General features: G+C 64.9%; 16 protein-coding genes. 7 read left to right on the plus strand and 9 right to left on the minus strand.

Going from position 1 to position 17497, the window contains the following annotated elements; genetic code table 11:
• Positions 1-11 precede the first annotated feature (11 nt).
• Positions 12-1679, minus strand: a complete 1668-nt coding sequence (recN, locus tag OKW27_RS31475) for a DNA repair protein RecN (protein WP_090803110.1) — start codon at positions 1677-1679, stop codon at positions 12-14.
• Between the two features lie 66 nt (positions 1680-1745).
• Positions 1746-2648, minus strand: a complete 903-nt coding sequence (locus OKW27_RS31480) for an NAD kinase (protein WP_090803112.1) — start codon at positions 2646-2648, stop codon at positions 1746-1748.
• Positions 2649-2858: 210 nt separating this feature from the next.
• Between OKW27_RS31480 and hrcA the strand changes: the two genes are divergently transcribed.
• The 3 genes from hrcA (at position 2859) to OKW27_RS31495 (ending at position 5546) form a co-directional block, all read left to right on the plus strand.
• Positions 2859-3878, plus strand: coding sequence for a heat-inducible transcriptional repressor HrcA (hrcA, locus tag OKW27_RS31485; protein ID WP_090803113.1), 1020 nt, complete (start codon positions 2859-2861; stop codon positions 3876-3878).
• Positions 3879-4059: 181 nt separating this feature from the next.
• Positions 4060-5130: a ferrochelatase gene (hemH, locus tag OKW27_RS31490; protein ID WP_429335773.1), complete on the plus strand. Its 1071-nt coding sequence runs from the start codon at positions 4060-4062 to the stop codon at positions 5128-5130.
• Positions 5131-5138: 8 nt separating this feature from the next.
• Complete coding sequence (locus OKW27_RS31495; protein WP_018419480.1) at positions 5139-5546, plus strand: RNA-binding S4 domain-containing protein; 408 nt, start codon at positions 5139-5141, stop codon at positions 5544-5546.
• On the opposite strand, the gene OKW27_RS31500 is transcribed toward OKW27_RS31495, so the two are convergent.
• Positions 5518-5679: a hypothetical protein gene (locus tag OKW27_RS31500; protein WP_167368620.1), complete on the minus strand. Its 162-nt coding sequence runs from the start codon at positions 5677-5679 to the stop codon at positions 5518-5520. The genes OKW27_RS31495 and OKW27_RS31500 overlap by 29 nt on opposite strands.
• 364 nt (positions 5680-6043) lie before the next feature.
• Between OKW27_RS31500 and grpE the strand changes: the two genes are divergently transcribed.
• The 4 genes from grpE to pabB all read left to right on the plus strand — a co-directional run bounded on the left by grpE (position 6044) and on the right by pabB (position 12229).
• Positions 6044-6631: a nucleotide exchange factor GrpE gene (gene grpE / locus OKW27_RS31505; RefSeq protein WP_429335774.1), complete on the plus strand. Its 588-nt coding sequence runs from the start codon at positions 6044-6046 to the stop codon at positions 6629-6631.
• 331 nt (positions 6632-6962) lie between these two features.
• Positions 6963-8915, plus strand: a complete 1953-nt coding sequence (dnaK, locus tag OKW27_RS31510) for a molecular chaperone DnaK (protein WP_090803118.1) — start codon at positions 6963-6965, stop codon at positions 8913-8915.
• A 269-nt stretch (positions 8916-9184) separates the two neighbouring features.
• The gene (gene dnaJ / locus OKW27_RS31515; protein ID WP_018419484.1) at positions 9185-10324 is read left to right on the plus strand and encodes a molecular chaperone DnaJ; all 1140 of its coding nucleotides are present in this window, start codon (positions 9185-9187) and stop codon (positions 10322-10324) included.
• An 18-nt stretch (positions 10325-10342) separates the two neighbouring features.
• Entirely contained in the window at positions 10343-12229 is a 1887-nt protein-coding gene (gene pabB, locus OKW27_RS31520) for an aminodeoxychorismate synthase component I (RefSeq protein WP_429335775.1), read from the plus strand.
• 48 nt (positions 12230-12277) lie between these two features.
• Here pabB and panB read toward each other — a convergent pair whose 3' ends face one another.
• The 6 genes from panB to hda are packed head-to-tail and all read right to left on the minus strand — an operon-like array spanning position 12278 to position 17461.
• Entirely contained in the window at positions 12278-13093 is an 816-nt protein-coding gene (gene panB, locus OKW27_RS31525; RefSeq protein WP_184034424.1) for a 3-methyl-2-oxobutanoate hydroxymethyltransferase, read from the minus strand.
• 37 nt (positions 13094-13130) lie between these two features.
• Complete coding sequence (locus OKW27_RS31530; RefSeq protein ID WP_429335776.1) at positions 13131-13811, minus strand: deoxynucleoside kinase; 681 nt, start codon at positions 13809-13811, stop codon at positions 13131-13133.
• Positions 13808-14350: a 2-amino-4-hydroxy-6-hydroxymethyldihydropteridine diphosphokinase gene (folK, locus tag OKW27_RS31535; protein WP_429335777.1), complete on the minus strand. Its 543-nt coding sequence runs from the start codon at positions 14348-14350 to the stop codon at positions 13808-13810. The genes OKW27_RS31530 and folK overlap by 4 nt, the downstream gene beginning before the upstream one ends.
• Before the next feature lie 51 nt (positions 14351-14401).
• On the minus strand, positions 14402-16033 hold the full coding sequence (gene pcnB, locus OKW27_RS31540; protein ID WP_429335778.1) for a polynucleotide adenylyltransferase PcnB: 1632 nt from the start codon (positions 16031-16033) through the stop codon (positions 14402-14404).
• Complete coding sequence (locus tag OKW27_RS31545) at positions 16030-16716, minus strand: HAD family hydrolase (RefSeq protein ID WP_429335779.1); 687 nt, start codon at positions 16714-16716, stop codon at positions 16030-16032. Before OKW27_RS31545 ends, pcnB begins: the two co-directional genes overlap by 4 nt.
• Entirely contained in the window at positions 16709-17461 is a 753-nt protein-coding gene (hda, locus tag OKW27_RS31550) for a DnaA regulatory inactivator Hda (RefSeq protein ID WP_090803130.1), read from the minus strand. The genes OKW27_RS31545 and hda overlap by 8 nt, the downstream gene beginning before the upstream one ends.
• Positions 17462-17497 lie beyond the last annotated feature (36 nt).

A 17497-nucleotide genomic window follows, 5' to 3' on the forward strand; every position in this document is an offset into this window, starting at 1 on the left:
GCGGCGCAATTTCAGGCGGCCAGCATTTCCTTCGCGTGCTTGCGCGTGGTCGCCGTGATTTCGAGGCCACCGAGCATGCGCGCGACTTCCTCGATGCGGCTCGCCTTGTCGAGCGAGCTCACGCTGCTGAGCGTGCCGCCGGTGCCGTTGCTCATCTTTGCGACCTGGAAATGATGATCGCCGCGCGCGGCGACCTGCGGCAGATGGGTCACGCACAGCACCTGGCGCGCCTCGCCGAGCTGATGCAATAGCCGTCCGACCACTTCGGCCACGCCGCCGCCGATGCCCGTATCCACTTCGTCGAAGATCAGGGTCGGTGTCGGGCTGGCCGCGCTCGCGATCACTGCGAGCGCGAGACTGATACGCGCGAGTTCGCCGCCTGACGCAACCTTCGCGAGCGGCCGCAGCGGCACGCCGGCATGACCGGCGACGCGGAACTCGATCTGCTCGAGCCCGTGCGCGCCGCCTTCGGGCAGCGGCACCAGCGCGACCTCGAAGCTGCCGCCTTTCATCGACAGTTCCTGCATGCCGGTCGTGACCGCCTCGCCGAGTGCCTTGCCTGCTTTCGCGCGTGCCTTCGACAGCTTTTTCGCCTCGGCGACGAACACTTCCTTCGCTTGCGCCTCGGCGGCGCGCAGGCCGTCGAGGTCGGCGGCGGCGTCGAGCGCGGCCAGTTGCTTGCGCCGCTCTGCGTGTTCTTCCGGCAGCGTCTCGGGCCGCAGGCGGAATTTGCGCGCGGCCGAGTGCAGCGCGTCGAGGCGCTTTTCGACCTGCGCGAGCCGCTCCGGATCGAGCTCGAGCTTCTGCGCGTAGTGGCTCAGCGAATACGCGGCTTCCTGCAACTGGATTTCGGCCGGTTCGAGCGCGGCGAGCACGTCGTTCAGCGCGGGGTCGATCTCCGCGAGGTCGCGCACCTTCGACACGATCGAGCCGAGATGCGTGATCATCGCGTCGTCCGATTCGGACAGCGCGCCGAGCGCTCCCTGCACGCCGTCGATCAGATTCGCGGAATGCGACAGCCGCCGATGCTCGGTGTTGACTTCTTCCCATTCGCCCGGCTGTGGCGCGAGCTTGTCGAGTTCGGTGAGTTGCCACGCGAGTCGCTCGCGTTCGAGTTGCAACTCGCGATCGCGCGTTTGCGCTTGCTCGACGGCCTGCGCCTTGTCGCGCCACGTGCGCCACGCGCGGGTGACGGCGGCGGCCAGGTCGGACAGGCCCGCGTGCGTGTCGAACAGCTCGCGCTGCGCGTCCGGGCGCATCAGCAACTGGTGCGCGTGCTGGCCGTGAATATCGACGAGCATCTCGCCGACCTCGCGCAGCTGCGCGAGCGTGGCCGCCGTACCGTTGATGAACGCGCGCGAGCGGCCGTTCGCGTCGACCACCCGCCGCAGCATCACGGTGCCGCCGTGCTGGCCGTCGTCGGCCGCGCCGAGCGCCTGCGTGTCGAGCCATTGATCGACCTGTGCGTGCGTCTCGAACTCCGCGGTGATGTCGGCGCGGCTCTCGCCGGTGCGCACGACGCTCGCCTCGGCGCGCGCGCCTAGTGCCAGCGCGAGCGCGTCGATCAGGATCGATTTGCCGGCGCCGGTTTCGCCCGAGAAAACGGTAAAGCCGCTGTCGAATTCGAGGTCGAGCGCGGCGACGATGACGAAGTCGCGTATCGAGAGGTGGCGAAGCATGGAGGTGGTCGGGTGAGCTTGGGATTCGGGTGGCGGCCGCGGCGGCGTGCGAAATCAAAGTGCCGCTTACGGCCTCGGGTCTTCTTCGTGCGACGGGTACTCGTGCCAGTGCAGCTTCTGGCGTAACGTCGCATAGTAGCTGTAGCCGACCGGATGCAGCATCGGCACCGTGTGGCGCGAACGGCGCACCTCGATCGTGTCGCCGAGCTCCAGCGACGTGAACGACTGCATGTCGAAATTGACGTTCACCTCGCGCCCGGAAACGATCTGGATGCTGACCTTCGATTCGTCCGGCAGCACGATCGGCCGGTTCGACAGCGCGTGCGGCGCGATCGGCACGAGCACGATGCCCTGTAGTTGCGGATGCAGGATCGGCCCCTGCGAGGACAGCGAATACGCGGTCGAGCCGGTCGGCGTCGCGACGATCAGGCCGTCCGAGCGCTGGTTGTACATGAAGCGGCCGTCGACCGACACGCGCAACTCCGCCATGCCCGAGAAGCCGCTGCGGTTGACCACCACGTCGTTGAACGCGAGCGCGTGGTAGATCGGCGTGCCGTCGCGCACGATGCGCGCTTCGAGCAGCACGCGCTCCTCGCGCTCGAAATTGCCGGACAGCATCTGCGGCACGATCTCGCGCATGTCGGAGATCGGAATGTCCGTGATGAAGCCGAGCCGCCCGTGGTTGATGCCGATCAAGGGCGTGCGATACGGCGCGAGCTGGCGGCCGATGCCGAGCATCGTGCCGTCGCCGCCGAGCACCACGGCGACGTCGGCGCGCGCGCCGATCTCGGCGAGACGCAGCGCCGGATAGTCGGTCACGCCGATTTCGGCGGCGGTGTCTGCTTCGAACACGACTTCGAGGCCGAGCTTCGCGATGCAGGCGGCGAGCGCGGTCAGCGGCTCGCCGATGCCTGGCGTATTGCTGCGCCCGACGAGCGCGACGGTCTTGAACTGGCTGGTCACTTGCATGCCGGCATTACACCATAGGTAGGGCCTGAAAAGAACCGCAGACCGACCCGGTTGTGGGGCGGCGCACGCAGGGCGTCTGCGTATGTCGCGATTATCGTTAGAATGGTGAAGACCCGATGACATGCGAGCCCGCCGACGGCGGTGCATTCGCCGGGAGCGGGCGCCGCGGGCGCTCACGGCTGCGATGCCATTGAGCTAAAATTTTTCGTCATGCTAGATCCTCGCGCACAAACCCTCCTCAAAACGCTGATTGAGCGCTACATCGCCGAAGGTCAGCCGGTCGGCTCGCGCACGCTGTCACGTTATTCGGGCCTCGAACTGAGTCCGGCCACGATCCGCAACGTGATGTCGGACCTCGAGGATCTGGGGCTCGTGATCAGTCCGCATACGTCGGCAGGGCGCATTCCGACGCCACGCGGCTACCGCCTGTTCGTCGACACGATGCTGACCGTCGAATCCGCCGCCGACGAGGAGGCGGTGACGCGCACCGTCAAGACCACGCTGCAGGTGGGCGAGCCGCAGAAGATCGTCGCCGCGGCGGCGAGCGTGCTCTCAAATCTGTCGCAGTTCGCCGGCGTCGTGCTCACGCCGCGTCGCAGCCACGTGTTCAAGCAGATCGAATTCATGCGCCTGTCCGACCAGCGCATTCTGCTGATCATCGTGACGCCCGAAGGCGACGTGCAAAACCGCATCCTCGCCACCCAGCGCGACTTTTCGCCTTCGCAGCTGGTGGAAGCCTCCAATTACATCAACGCGCACTTCGCTGGCCTCTCGTTCGACGAGGTGCGCCGCCGCCTGCGCGAGGAAATCGACGAGCTGCGTGGCGACATGACCTCGCTGATGCACGCGGCCGTCACCGCCAGCACCGACGAATCCGACACCGGCGAGACCGTGTTGATCTCGGGCGAGCGCAATCTGCTCGAAGTCGCCGATCTTTCGTCGGACATGGCGCGCCTGCGCAAGCTGTTCGATGTGTTCGACCAGAAGACCAGCCTCCTTCAGTTGCTCGACGTGTCGAGTCACGCGGCGGGCGTGCAAATATTCATTGGCGGCGAATCGAATCTGGTACCGATCGAGGAAATGAGCGTCGTCACCGCGCCGTACGAGGTGAACGGCAAGATCGTCGGCACGCTCGGTGTGATCGGACCGACCCGCATGGCCTACAACCGCGTGATTCCGATCGTGGACATAACCGCGCGGCTGTTGTCCATGACGCTCAGCCAGCAGTAGTCCTCGGGCTCCGCGGAACTGTCGTCATCGCAGTCCGTGGCGATCATGATGCGCGAACGCGCGGTGTCTGCCAATCGTCCGAATGGCCAGGGGTCTCTGGCGGCGCCGGGCAGAACCTGCGCCGCTATAATGAATCTCCATTGAATCGACTCGCCGCAAAATGCGGTGATTTCTGCTACCTATGCGCTTCGACCTCGAGCGGCCTTCACAGAACGCCACGTCGCATCGCGTCGCCGTGTTGCTGATCAATCTCGGCACGCCCGACGCGCCGACGCCGCGCGCGGTGCGCCGCTACCTCGCGCAGTTCCTGTCCGATCCTCGCGTGGTCGAAATTCCGGCGCTGCTGTGGCAGCTCATTCTGCGTCTGCTGATTCTGCCGTTGCGCGGCCGCAGCTCTGCGAAGAAGTATGCGGCGGTGTGGATGCCCGAGGGCTCACCGCTGCGCGTCCACACCGAAAAGCAGGTCGAGGGCCTGCGCCATCTGCTGCAACTGAACGACTACACGGTGCTGGTCGACTACGCGATGCGCTACGGCACGCCCGGCATTCCGGCAATGCTGAACCAACTGAAGCTCGCGGGCGCCGAGCGCGTGTTGCTGATGCCGATGTATCCGCAGTATTCGGCGTCGACCACCGCGACCGCGTTCGACGAAGCCTTTTCCGCGCTCAAGCGCATGCGCAACCAGCCGGAAGTCCGCACCGTGCGCCAGTACGCCGATCACCCGGCGTACATCGCGGCGCTCGCCGCACAGGTGCACCACTACTGGCATCTGCACGGCCGCCCCGATTTCGCGGCGGGCGACAAGCTCGTGCTCAGTTTCCACGGCGTGCCCAAGCGCACGCTCGACCTCGGCGACCCGTACCACGAGCAATGCCAGCAGACCGGCGCGCTGCTGATGCAGGCGCTCGATTTGACGTCGGTCGAATGCCGCATCACGTTCCAGTCGCGCTTCGGCAAGGCCGAATGGCTGCAGCCCTACACGGCGCCGACGTTGAAGGAACTCGGCGCGGCAGGCGTGCGGCGTGCTGACGTGTTTTGCCCGGGTTTCACCGCCGACTGCCTCGAAACGATCGAGGAAATCGGCATGGAAGTGCGCGGCGAATTTCTGCAGGCGGGTGGCAAGGAGTTTCACCGGATCGCCTGTCTGAACGCGTCGCAGCCGTGGGTTGCCGCGCTTGGCGAAATCGTTGCGCAGCATCTGCAGGGCTGGCCCGTGCAGGCGGTGCCGGTGCCGCACACGACAGGAGCTTGAATACGCAGATGAACTACCGCATTTCAACCGAACCGGGCGCGAAACTGCGCATCGACAAATGGCTGTGGGCCGCGCGCTTCTTCAAGACGCGTTCGCTGGCCGCGGAGGCGGTCGACAAGGGGCGGGTGCGTATCGGCGGCGTCGCCGTGAAGCCGGCGAAGGACGTGCGTGTCGGCGATCTGGTCGAAATCGAGATCGAGCGCTACGTGTGGCAGGTGGAGGTGCTGGGCGTATGCGACGTACGCGGTCCGGCGAGCGTCGCGCAGACGCTTTATGTGGAAACCGCGCAGAGCAAGGCGAAGCGGCAGGTCGAGCAGGAACGGCGCAAGGTCTACCACGAGCCGGCCGCCGCGCTGCACGGCCGACCGACCAAACGCGACCGGCGCACTATCGACAGATTTTCAGGTGGGGATTGAGAAACTGCTCCACGGTGGCGTGTGCGCCGCCGTACTCGGTGGTGTGGTCGTTGACCGCACCGGACATGCAGATGGTCGTGGTGCCCGCGATCAGTACCAGTGCGACCACCCCGATTGCAAAGGTCAGTTTCACGGTACTCCCTTGATGGGCTGAAACAGGCTATCGGAACGACTGTCAGGTGTCGGTAACGCTTACGTCAGATTAGGGTTAACGTGGCGTTGCCGCTCCATGACTGGAGAATAGGTCAGTTGCGGGCTGCACTCAATCTCTATCTGATTGCGCCACGTTGAGGCTTGTTACGGCGCATTTCGCCTGCACGTCGGTGGTGCGAAAAAACCCTCGACCCGCTTGAAACGGCTTTTTCAGGCCCCATCTGGGGTCCGGTCTGGCGGATCGGCGCGAAGACGCGTGTCGCGATTTTGCAAAGCATGAATCGTACTGTGTCGGAACGGCTTGCACCGCCTTTGGCTTTTACTTTTTAACGACTTTCAGCGACATGGAAAACACGCAAGAGAACCCGACGAGCCAGAATCCCACGCCCGCCGACGAAGCCGCGCGCCAGGCCGCCGAGGCGGCTGGGGCCGCTGCTCAACAGCCGGACACCGGCGCCCCCGCGGAACCGGCCCAGGGTGCCGCCGAGCAGGCGCTGGCCGACGCTCAGGCGAAGATCGCCGAGTTGCAGGAAAGCTTCCTGCGCGCGAAGGCCGAAACCGAAAATGTACGCCGGCGCGCTCAGGAAGACGTCGCCAAGGCGCACAAGTTTGCGATCGAGAGCTTCGCCGAGCATCTGCTGCCGGTGGTCGACAGTCTCGAGGCGGCCGTCGCCCATTCGTCCGACGACTTGCAGAAGGTCCGCGAAGGCGTCGAGCTCACGCTGCGGCAGTTGAACGGCGCGCTCGAGAAGGGGCGCGTCGTGGCGATCAATCCGGTCGGCGAAAAGTTCGATCCGCATCGCCATCAGGCCATTTCGATGGTGCCGGCCGACCAGGAGCCGAACACCGTCGTCGCGGTGCTGCAAAAGGGCTTTGTGATCGCGGATCGCGTACTGCGTCCCGCGCTCGTGACCGTCGCGGCGCCGAAGTAATCACGTCGACACTCGCTCCGGGCGTTTGCGCCGGTGGCGTCTGCTGCGTCGCTTCGCATCGCTATGTGCCGCAAAGATCCATCGATTCAGGCACTTCCGGCGAACCACGCCGGGGGCGCCGCGCAGACTGACGGAGCGGGCTCGCAGCGAAGATTCAGGCGCCTCGCCCCGTGATTGAAAAAAATTAAAGACCGCATCGCAAAAGAGGTCTTGAAAACGATGTGGCCGCACTTATTTTGAGTGCAGGTATGAATTGAGAGCGGATCGTCCCGCCGCCAGATGGGTCAACCGGGCGCTTTCCGCAGCGATCAAAGTCAGGAGATTTGTAAAAATGGGCAAAATCATCGGTATCGACCTCGGCACGACCAACTCGTGCGTGGCGATCATGGAAGGCAACTCGGTCAAGGTCATCGAGAACTCGGAAGGCGCGCGCACCACGCCGTCGATCATCGCTTACATGGATGACAGCGAGATCCTGGTCGGCGCGCCGGCCAAGCGTCAGTCGGTCACGAACCCGAAGAACACGCTGTTCGCGGTCAAGCGCCTGATCGGCCGACGCTTCGAAGAGAAGGAAGTGCAGAAGGACATCGGCCTGATGCCCTACAAGATCATCAAGGCCGACAACGGTGACGCGTGGGTCGAAGTGCGCGACCAGAAGCTCGCGCCGCCGCAAATCTCCGCCGAAGTCCTGCGCAAGATGAAGAAGACCGCTGAGGACTACCTTGGCGAGACCGTCACGGAAGCCGTGATCACGGTGCCGGCGTACTTCAACGACAGCCAGCGTCAGGCAACCAAGGACGCCGGCCGCATCGCCGGTCTGGAAGTCAAGCGGATCATCAACGAACCGACCGCCGCGGCTCTCGCGTTCGGTCTGGACAAAGCTGAAAAGGGCGATCGCAAGATCGCGGTGTACGACCTGGGCGGCGGTACGTTCGACGTGTCGATCATCGAAATCGCGGACGTCGACGGTGAAATGCAGTTCGAAGTGCTGTCCACGAACGGCGATACGTTCCTCGGCGGCGAAGACTTCGACCAGCGCATCATCGACTACATCATCGGCGAGTTCAAGAAGGAGCAGGGCGTCGATCTGTCGAAAGACGTGCTCGCGCTGCAGCGCCTGAAGGAATCGGCTGAAAAGGCCAAGATCGAGCTGTCGTCGAGCCAGCAGACCGAAATCAACCTGCCGTACATCACGGCGGACGCATCGGGTCCGAAGCACCTGAACCTGAAGATCACGCGCGCCAAGCTGGAAGCGCTGGTCGAAGACCTGATCGAACGCACCATCGAGCCGTGCCGCGTCGCGATCAAGGACGCGGGCGTGAAGGTCGGCGAAGTCGACGACGTGATCCTGGTCGGCGGTATGACCCGTATGCCGAAGGTGCAGGAAAAGGTGAAGGAGTTCTTCGGCAAGGATCCGCGCCGTGACGTGAACCCGGACGAAGCCGTGGCCGTTGGTGCCGCGATCCAGGGCCAGGTTCTGTCGGGCGACCGCAAGGACGTGCTGCTGCTCGACGTGACCCCGTTGTCGCTCGGCATCGAAACGCTCGGCGGCGTGATGACGAAGATGATCAACAAGAACACGACGATCCCGACCAAGCACGCGCAGGTCTACTCGACGGCTGATGATAATCAAGGCGCCGTGACGATCAAGGTGTTCCAGGGCGAACGCGAAATGGCAGCGGGCAACAAGTTGCTCGGCGAGTTCAACCTCGAAGGCATTCCGCCGGCACCGCGCGGCGTGCCGCAGATCGAAGTGAGCTTCGACATCGACGCGAACGGCATTCTGCACGTCGGCGCGAAGGACAAGGCGACCGGCAAGGAGAACCGCATCACGATCAAGGCGAACTCGGGTCTGTCCGAAGCCGAAATCGAGAAGATGGTGAAGGACGCCGAAGCGAACGCGGAAGAAGATCACAAGCTGCGTGAGCTGGCCGACGCCCGCAACCAGGGTGACGCGCTCGTCCACAGCACGAAGAAGGCGCTGACCGAGTACGGCGACAAGCTCGAAGCTGGCGAGAAGGACAAGATCGAAGCCGCGTTGAAGGACCTCGAAGACACGCTGAAGAGCAACTCGAGCGACAAAGCCGCGATCGAAGCGAAGATCGAAGCGGTGGCCACGGCCTCGCAGAAGATGGGCGAGAAGATGTACGCCGACATGCAGGCTGCGCAAGGTGCCGAAGCGGCGGCGGGCGCGGCGGGCGGCGGTGCCGGTGCATCGGCGGGTGCGAGCCAGCAGGCCGACGATGTGGTCGACGCTGAGTTCAAGGAAGTGAAGAAAGACTAAAGCCAGGTCGGCATCCGACCGTAAAGCCGTGCACAGCGATGTGCACGGCCCGGCTGCACGAGAACGGCGCCCCCGGGGCGCCCAAAGTGCAAGAGCGGTTTTCGCGCCTGGCGAGCCTTTTTGGGGCTCTCCGGGCACGTTCGTTTTATGGAGGGCGTTGTTTTGAACCGTGCCCTGGCGCGGCGCAGACAGCGGCCGGACGAGTCGTGAGACTCCACAGCATTCACAAGGAGCTACCGCGTCGCTTTGCGCGGCGGCGTTGAACCGATATGGCGAAACGGGATTACTACGAGGTTCTGGGCGTCGCAAAGAACGCGAGCGACGACGAAATCAAGAAGGCTTATCGCAAGCTCGCGATGAAGCACCACCCCGACCGCAATCCGGGTCACAAGGATGCGGAAGAGCATTTCAAGGAAGTGAAGGAAGCCTATGAAATGCTGTCGGATTCGCAAAAGCGCGCCGCGTACGATCAGTACGGTCACGCGGGCGTCGATCCGAACATGGGTGGGGCCGGCGCGCAAGGTTTCGGCGGCTTTGCCGATGCATTCGGCGACATCTTCGGCGACATCTTCGGCCAGGCGGCCGGCGGCGGCGCACGCGGAGGCGGCCGCGCGGGCCCGCAGGTGTATCGCGGCGCCGATCTGCGCTACAGCATGGAAATCACGCTCGAGCAGGCCGCGCACGGCTACGACACGCAGATTCGCGTGCCGAGCTGGGTTTCGTGCGAAGTCTGCCATGGCTCGGGCGCGAAACCGGGCACCAAGCCGGAAACCTGCCCGACCTGTAGCGGCTCGGGTTCGGTGCGCATGTCGCAGGGCTTCTTCAGCATCCAGCAGACTTGCCCGAAGTGCCACGGCACCGGCACCTACATCCCCGAGCCGTGCAATCACTGCCACGGCGCGGGTAAGGTGAAGGAAACCAAGACGCTCGAAGTGAAGATCCCGGCCGGTATCGACGACGGCATGCGCATCCGCTCGGCCGGCAACGGCGAGCCGGGCATCAACGGCGGTCCGTCGGGCGATCTGTACGTCGAGATTCATATCAAGCAGCACTCGGTGTTCGAGCGTGACGGCGACGATCTGCATTGCCAGATGCCGATCCCGTTCACTACCGCGGCGCTCGGCGGCGATATCGAGGTGCCGACGCTCGCCGGTCGCGCCAGCTTCACGGTGCCGGAAGGCACGCAGTCCGGCAAGACGTTCCGTTTGCGCGGCAAGGGCATCAAGGGGCTGCGTTCGAGCATCGCCGGCGATCTGTACGTACACGTGCAGGTTGAAACGCCGGTCAAGCTCACCGAAGCGCAGCGCGATCTGCTCAAGCAGTTCGAAAAGGCGCTCGTGGAAGGCGGTTCGCGGCATAGTCCGCAAAGCAAGAGCTGGTTCGATCGCGTAAAGAGCTTTTTCGATTGATTTGATTCGGCGGTCAGTATGACGGTGGTCAGTCGCGGCGCGGCGTTCGCGCTGCTCGACGATTGCGGTGCAACGGCGGCGCTTCCGTCGAGCCGCTTGTACACGGGTTTCGTGCGCGAGCGGGTCTGCACGGAGGCGGCGCGGCTCGAAGCCGTGTGCGACAGCGTCGCGGCGGATACCCGGAGCGGTTTGCACGCCGTCGTGCTCGCCGATTATGAATTTGGCCGCGCGCTGATGGGTTTCGATGCGCGCCGGTCTTCTGAAACGCAGCGTGGCAATGCCACGCTGCGTTTTTTATTGTTCGAACGTTGTGCGAAGCTTTCGCGCGACGAGGTCGACGCGTGGCTGACGGCGCGGGACAACGGCGCTTTCGAGCCGTCGGTCGCGGGCACCGCGAACGTGCGCGAGAGCGTCGATCGCGCCGAGTTCCACGCGGCGATCGACGCGATTCACGCCGCCCTGCGCGCGGGCGATTCCTATCAGGTCAACTACACGTACCGCCTCGGCTTCGACGTGTTCGGCTCGCCGCTCGCGTTCTATCGGCGGTTGCGCGCGCGCCAGCCCGTGTCGTTCGGCGCGCTGATCGCGTTGCCGGACGATGCGTGGGTGCTGTCGTGTTCGCCCGAACTATTCGTCGAAAAGCACGGCCCGACGTTGCGCGCGCGGCCGATGAAGGGCACGGCGCCGCGCTCGCAAGATCCTGCCGTCGACCGGGGTAACGCCGAGTTCCTCGCGACCGATCCGAAGAACCGCGCCGAGAACGTCATGATCGTCGATCTGTTGCGCAACGATCTGTCGCGAGTCGCGCGGATCGGCTCGGTCAGCGTGCCGGCGTTGTTTTCGGTCGAGCCATATGCGTCGGTGTGGCAGATGACGTCGACTGTCGAGGCGACGTTGCTCGACGGCACCTCGTTCGCGACGATCCTGCGCGCGCTGTTTCCCTGCGGCTCGATTACCGGTGCGCCGAAGCATCGCACGATGCAGTTGATCGACGAACTGGAAAGCACGCCGCGCGGGCTCTATACCGGCGCGATCGGCTGGCTCGATGCGCCGGGCGATGATCACGATTGCGGCGACTTTTGCATGTCGGTCGCGATTCGCACGTTGACGTTGACTGCGTCATCGGCATCAGACGGTGGCACGAACGGTGTGCGCGGCAGCATGGGCATCGGCGCGGGCATCGTGCTCGACAGCGTGGCCGCCGACGAGCACGAGGAGTGTAGATTGAAAGCGCGTTTTCTGATCGGCGCCGAGCCGGGTTTCGAACTGTTCGAAACGATGTACGCGACGCGGGAAGACGGCGTGCGGCACGTCGAGCGGCATCTGCGGCGCTTGTCGTCGAGCGCCGCGACGCTTGGCTTCGGGTTCGACGAAGCGCGCATTCGTGGGGAGATTTCAGCGCGGTGCGCCACGCTCCCGGCGCAGATGCCGCATCGAATGCGGCTTGCTTTGAGCAAGAGCGGGGTGACCCAGATCTCGGCCGCGATACTTGCGCCGTTGCCGGATGCGATCGTTGGTGTTCTGCTCGGCCCCGAAGCGCAGTTCGCGCCGACCCACGCCGCCGATCCGCTGCTGCGCCACAAGACCACGCGCCGGGCAGACTACGACCGCGGCTGGCGCGAAGCCGAAGCGAAGGGCGCCTTCGATACGCTGTTTTTCAACGAATGGGGCGAACTGACCGAAGGCGGCAGGTCGAACGTGTTCGTGAAGCTCGCGGGACAATGGTGGACGCCGCCGCTCGCGTCAGGCGTGCTGCCGGGTGTAATGCGAAGCGTGTTGCTCGACGACGCGTCGGGCTTGCGGGCAGGTGAAAAAGTGCTGACGCGGTCGGATGTGCTGAACGCCGAAGCGCTGCTCGTGTGCAACGCGTTGCGCGGCGCGGTGCCGGCACGGCTTGTTGGTTAGAGCACTGAAAAATACGGGAATGCCGCGCGCTCGCGCGGCAATGAAGCATCAGAACGTGTGCTCGGCGCCGGGAAACGTGCCGTCCTTTACCGCCCGCACATACGCCTCGACGGCCGCCTGAATATTCGGCTGTCCCTGCATGAAATCCTTCACGAAGCGCGGTCGCTTGCCAGGAAAAATCCCGAGCATGTCGTGCAGCACCAGCACCTGACCCGAGCAGCCGAGGCCCGCGCCGATACCAATCGTCGGAATGCGCAGCTGCTGCGTGACCTCGCCCGCGAGTTGCGACGGGATCGCTTCCATCACGATCAATTGCGCGCCGGCTTCCTGCACGGCGAGCGAATCGCGCAGCAGCTGGCTCGCGCCCGCTTCGGTCTTGGCCTGCACCTTGAAGCCGCCGAACGCATGCACCGACTGCGGCGTGAGACCCACATGCGCGCACACCGGAATCGAGCGCTCGACCAGAAACCGCACCGTGTCGGCGAGCCATTCGCCGCCTTCGAGCTTGACCATCTGCGCGCCCGCGCGCATCAGTTCGACCGAGCTCCTGAATGCGTCTTCGCGCGTGCCGTAGGTGCCGAACGGCAGGTCCGCGACGATCAGCGCCGACGGCCGCGCCCGCGCGACGCTCGCCGTGTGATACGCGATGTCGGCAAGCGACACCGGCAGTGTGGTCGCCTGGCCTTGCAGGACGTTGCCGAGCGAGTCGCCGATCAGCAGCACGTCGACGCCCGCGCGATCGAGCAGCGCGGCGAAGCTCGCGTCGTAACAGGTGAGCATGGCGATCTTTTCGCCAGCGTCGCGCATTGCCTGCAGTTTCGGCACGGTGATCGCGCTCCGGCTCGCTTCCTGCAAATAAGTCATGGTCAATCCAGTGAAGAAAATGAACTAGCCGCGCCGCTTACAGCGATGTGGCTTTGACAAAGAATTCCTTGCGGCCGCGCATCGTCTCGATGCGTTCGGCGAGCAGCGCAAGGTCCGCGTCGGAGTCGAGCGGATTCAGGTGTTCGGCGTTGACCGTCAGCACGGGCGTGCGGTCGTAGTGGTAGAAGAATTCGTTGTACGCGTCGCACAGCGCGCGCAGATAGGCATCGGAAATCTGCAGCTCCATCGGCACCGCGCGCTTCTGGATGCGCGCGAACAGCACCTCTGGGCTCGCCTGCAGATAAACGACGAAGTCCGGCTCCGGCGCGCTGACGTCGAGCCGCACGGCAAGCGCGCGGTACAACTGCCACTCGTCTTCCTGCAAGATCAGACGCGCGAAGATGTCGTTTCGCTGCGTGATGAAGTCGGCGATCAGCGGCGTGCCGCTCGCCTGCGCGGCGCTGACTTCCTGCGCCTGCTGCGCGCGTTGCAGCGCGAAGTGCAACTGCACCGGTAGCGCATAGCGCGTGGTGTCGCGATAGAAGCGTTCAAGAAACGGATTGTCTTGCGAACGTTCGAACAGTTCGTGCATCGACCAGCGTTGCGCGAGGCGCCGCGCGAGTGAGGTTTTGCCGACGCCGATCGGCCCTTCGATCGCGATATAGCCGAACGGCGGGCGCAGCTGCGGCGCGGTGACCGTGAGCGGCGGCGAACTCATTCGCAACGGCCTTTTTCGGCGGAATTGCCGGTCAGCGCGTTGAGCATCGGGCACTGGCAGGGCGACTTTACTTTCTCGATGCGCTGGTCGCTCACGCTGTCGAGCAGCGCGGCGGCCCGGCCATGCAGCGGAATGACGATCGCCGCGTCGATCTCGACGAGCGGCACCAGCGCAAACGCGCGCTCGACGAGGCGTGGGTGCGGCACGACCAGATCGGCTTCGTCGATCGATTGATCGCCATACAGCAGGATGTCGAGATCGAGCGTGCGCGGCGCATTGCGGAACGGCCGCTCACGGCCGAACTGATGCTCGATCTTGTGGCACAGCGCGAGCAGATGCCGCACGGGGAGCGTCGTTTCCAGCTTCACGACGCAGTTGAAATAGTCGTCGCCGCCCGCGTCGATCGGGGCAGTACGATACAGGCTCGATTTGGCGAGCACGGTGATGGTGTGCTGTTGTGCGAGGCACACCACCGCGTCTTTCAGGGTCTGGCGCGCGTCCCCGAGATTCGCGCCGAGGCCGAGATAAGCAACCGTCATGGCATAACTTCCTGCAGCTATCGTTGTGACGGCTTTTCCGCGAACGCCGCGTCAGTCTTCGTGCGAGCCTTCGAGGCCCGCGTCGTTGTCCGTGCGTTCGGCGGACGAGCCGCCCTCCACTCCGTCACCTGATTTGCGGCTTCTGGCGCCACCGCGCCGCCGTCGTTTTCTTGGGCTCCGGTCCTTCCCGCCTTGCGTGAGCAATGTCTCGCGCGCGGCGACGTCTCCTTCGATGAACTCCGTCCACCATGCACCGACCGACTCGTCGAGTTCGCCCGATGCGCAGCGCAACAGGAGGAAATCATACCCCGCTCTAAATCTTTGGTGTTCGAGCAGCTTCAGCGCGCTGCGCCCCGAGCGTTTTTCGAGGCGCAGCTGCAGGCCCCAGATCTCGCGCATGTCGGCCGAGAAGCGCTTGTGGATCGCGAGCTTTTCGGTCTGCATGTCGAGCACTTCGTCCATCGCGCGATGCAGCGCGGGCACCGGATACTCGCCTTCGGCCTCGAACTTCTGCCAGCGCTGCTGCACGTCGTGCCACAACAGCGTCGCGAACAGGAAGCCCGGCGACACCGGCTTGCCGGCGAGCACGCGTGCATCTGTGTTAGAGAGTGCCAGAGAAATGAATTTTTCGCCGGTCGGCTGCTCGAGCACGACGTCGAGCAGCGGCAACAGCCCGTGATGCAGGCCTTCCTGGCGCAGCCACTTCAGGCACGCGAGCGCGTGACCCGACAGCATCAGCTTCAGCATTTCGTCGAACAGACGCGCGGCGGGCACGTTGTTGATCAGATCGGCCATCTTCTCGATCGGCGCGCGCGTGGCGTCGTCGATGTCGAAGTCGAGCTTGGCGGCGAAGCGCACGACGCGCAGCATGCGCACCGGATCCTCGCGATAGCGCGTGGCCGGGTCGCCGATCATGCGCAACAGGCGCGCGCGCATGTCGGCCATGCCGTTGTGGTAGTCCAGCACGGTTTGCGTGGCCGGATCGTAGTACATCGCGTTGATCGTGAAGTCGCGGCGCGTGGCGTCCTCGTGCTGTTCGCCCCACACGTTGTCGCGCAGCACGCGGCCGCTCGCATCGACCGCGTGGGTGCGGCGGTCGAGCTCGTCGCGCTTCAGACGCTTCGGCGGCGGCGCGTCGGCCGCGGGCGGATCGACCAGCGCGCGGAACGTCGAGGTCTCGATGATTTCCTGGCCGAACTGCACGTGCACGATCTGGAAGCGCCGGCCGATGATGCGCGCGCGGCGGAACAGCTTCTGCACCTGTTCGGGGGTCGCGTCGGTCGCGACGTCGAAGTCTTTCGGCTTGACGCCGAGCAGCAGGTCGCGCACCGCGCCGCCGACGATGAACGCACGGAAGCCCGCCTGTTGCAGGCCCTCGGTCACGCGGATCGCATTGCGCGAGATCAGCGTGGGGTCGATGCCGTGCACGTCGTGCGGAATGATGACGGGTACGTCCGGCTCGCGCGGCGCTTGCGCGGCAGCAGCGGCACCTGCGGACTTGCGGCGCGGCCGCGCGGCCGTGCCGGAAGCGGTCGTGCCGGATACGGTCGTGCCGGATACGGACTTGCCGCGCGCCGGCGGCTTGCCATTGGCATTGCCGTCGACGCTGGCGGCGGCGGAGAGCGTGTCGTCAGCGGTCGCCGTGTCCTGGCCGAATAGCTTGCGGATGAGTTTCTTGATCACGAGGGTTGGAAGAGTTCGAGGATGCGCCAGCCTTTGGCCTGCGCATGGGCGCGCAACGTGTCGTCCGGATTGGTCGCGATGGGATCGGTGACTTTTTCGAGCAGCGGGATGTCGTTGTGCGAATCGCTATAGAAATAGCTGTGCTCGAAGTCGCTCCAGCTCTTGCCGAGCGACGCGAGCCACGTTTCGGTGCGCACGATCTTGCCTTCCTTGTAGCTCGGCGTGCCGGTGGGGCGACCGGTGTAGGCGCCGTGCGGCTCCCCGCCGACGGTCTCCGCCTCGCACGCGATCAGCGTGTCGACGCCGAACGCCTGCGCGATCGGCCGCGTGATGAACTCGTTGGTCGCGGTGACGACGCAGCACAGGTCGCCCGCTTCACGATGCTGTTTCACGAGTTCGAGCGCCACCGGCTGGATGGCCGGCGAGATGACCTCGTGCATGTACTGCGCGTGAAAGTCAGCGAGCTGCGCGCGTGTGTACTTCGCGAGCGGCGTCAGCATGGCGATCAGATAAGCGTGAATGTCGAGCTTGCCGGCCTTGTAGTCGGCGTAAAAGCGATCGTTTTCACGGGCGAAATTTTCGGCGTCGACCATGCCTTTTTTCACCATGAAGCGGCCCCATTCGTGGTCGCTGTCGGTGGGAATGAGCGTGTGGTCGAGATCGAAGAGTGCAAGGTTAGCCATGGGCGCCTATTTTACTTGAAGCGGGAAGAGCGGCGTGTGAACCCGGCGCGGCGGCGGGGTCGGGCGACGCGAGCATCGTGCGCAACAGCGGCAGCGTGACCGCGCGTTTCTGTTCGAGCGAGAAGCGGTCGAGCGCGTCGAGCAGCGCCATCAGGCTCGGCATGTCGCGGCGAAAGTGCGTGAGCAGGTAGGCGGGCACGTCGTCGGCGAGCATGATGCCGCGCTCGCGCGCCGCGCGTTTCAACACCGCGGCCTTCGCGTCGTCGGGCAACGGCGCAAGGTGAAACACCAGTCCCCAGCCGAGGCGCGTGCGCAAATCTTCGCGCACCGTCATGCCGATCGGCGCCGCGTTGCCCGCGGCGACGAGCGCGCTGGTCGGATGCGCGCGCACTTCGTTGAACAGGTTGAACACGGCGATCTGCTGCGCGGCCGACAGCGCGTCGCAGTCGTCGATCGCATAGAGCGCGACGCGCGGATCGAAGCCGAAGGCGGCGAGGCTGCTTTGCGGCCCGGCGAAGCGCGCATGCCCCGGCGGCGCTTCGTGCACGAGCGCCTGCAGCAGGTGCGTGCGGCCGCTGCCGGCTTCGCCCCAGATGTAGAAGGTGCGATCGGCGACCGGTCCGGAGGCGAGCGCGTCGTCGAGCTCACGCAGGCGCGTGACCAGCTCGGCGTTCGCGCCGGCGAAGAAATTGTCGAATGTCGATGGCGGCGGGGTGCCGAGATCGAGCGTCAGTTGACGAAGCACAGTAGGTTAATGCCGAAAATGAGGCTCAGGCCGCGA

This window comes from Paraburkholderia sp. 35.1 (assembly GCF_050436525.1).
In the GTDB taxonomy this organism is placed as follows: Bacteria; Pseudomonadota; Gammaproteobacteria; order Burkholderiales; family Burkholderiaceae; genus Paraburkholderia; species Paraburkholderia tuberum.

Coding starts and splice junctions, on each gene's coding strand:
- OKW27_RS31530 (WP_429335776.1), bottom strand. CDS start 13,811: ATGAGTTCGCCGCCGCTCACGGTCACCGCGCCGCAGCTGCGCCCGCCG.
- OKW27_RS31495 (WP_018419480.1), top strand. CDS start 5,139: ATGAACTACCGCATTTCAACCGAACCGGGCGCGAAACTGCGCATCGAC.
- recN (WP_090803110.1), bottom strand. CDS start 1,679: ATGCTTCGCCACCTCTCGATACGCGACTTCGTCATCGTCGCCGCGCTC.
- dnaK (WP_090803118.1), top strand. CDS start 6,963: ATGGGCAAAATCATCGGTATCGACCTCGGCACGACCAACTCGTGCGTG.
- hemH (WP_429335773.1), top strand. CDS start 4,060: ATGCGCTTCGACCTCGAGCGGCCTTCACAGAACGCCACGTCGCATCGC.
- pabB (WP_429335775.1), top strand. CDS start 10,343: ATGACGGTGGTCAGTCGCGGCGCGGCGTTCGCGCTGCTCGACGATTGC.
- OKW27_RS31480 (WP_090803112.1), bottom strand. CDS start 2,648: ATGCAAGTGACCAGCCAGTTCAAGACCGTCGCGCTCGTCGGGCGCAGC.
- panB (WP_184034424.1), bottom strand. CDS start 13,093: ATGACTTATTTGCAGGAAGCGAGCCGGAGCGCGATCACCGTGCCGAAA.
- grpE (WP_429335774.1), top strand. CDS start 6,044: ATGGAAAACACGCAAGAGAACCCGACGAGCCAGAATCCCACGCCCGCC.
- hrcA (WP_090803113.1), top strand. CDS start 2,859: ATGCTAGATCCTCGCGCACAAACCCTCCTCAAAACGCTGATTGAGCGC.
- folK (WP_429335777.1), bottom strand. CDS start 14,350: ATGACGGTTGCTTATCTCGGCCTCGGCGCGAATCTCGGGGACGCGCGC.
- OKW27_RS31545 (WP_429335779.1), bottom strand. CDS start 16,716: ATGGCTAACCTTGCACTCTTCGATCTCGACCACACGCTCATTCCCACC.
- dnaJ (WP_018419484.1), top strand. CDS start 9,185: ATGGCGAAACGGGATTACTACGAGGTTCTGGGCGTCGCAAAGAACGCG.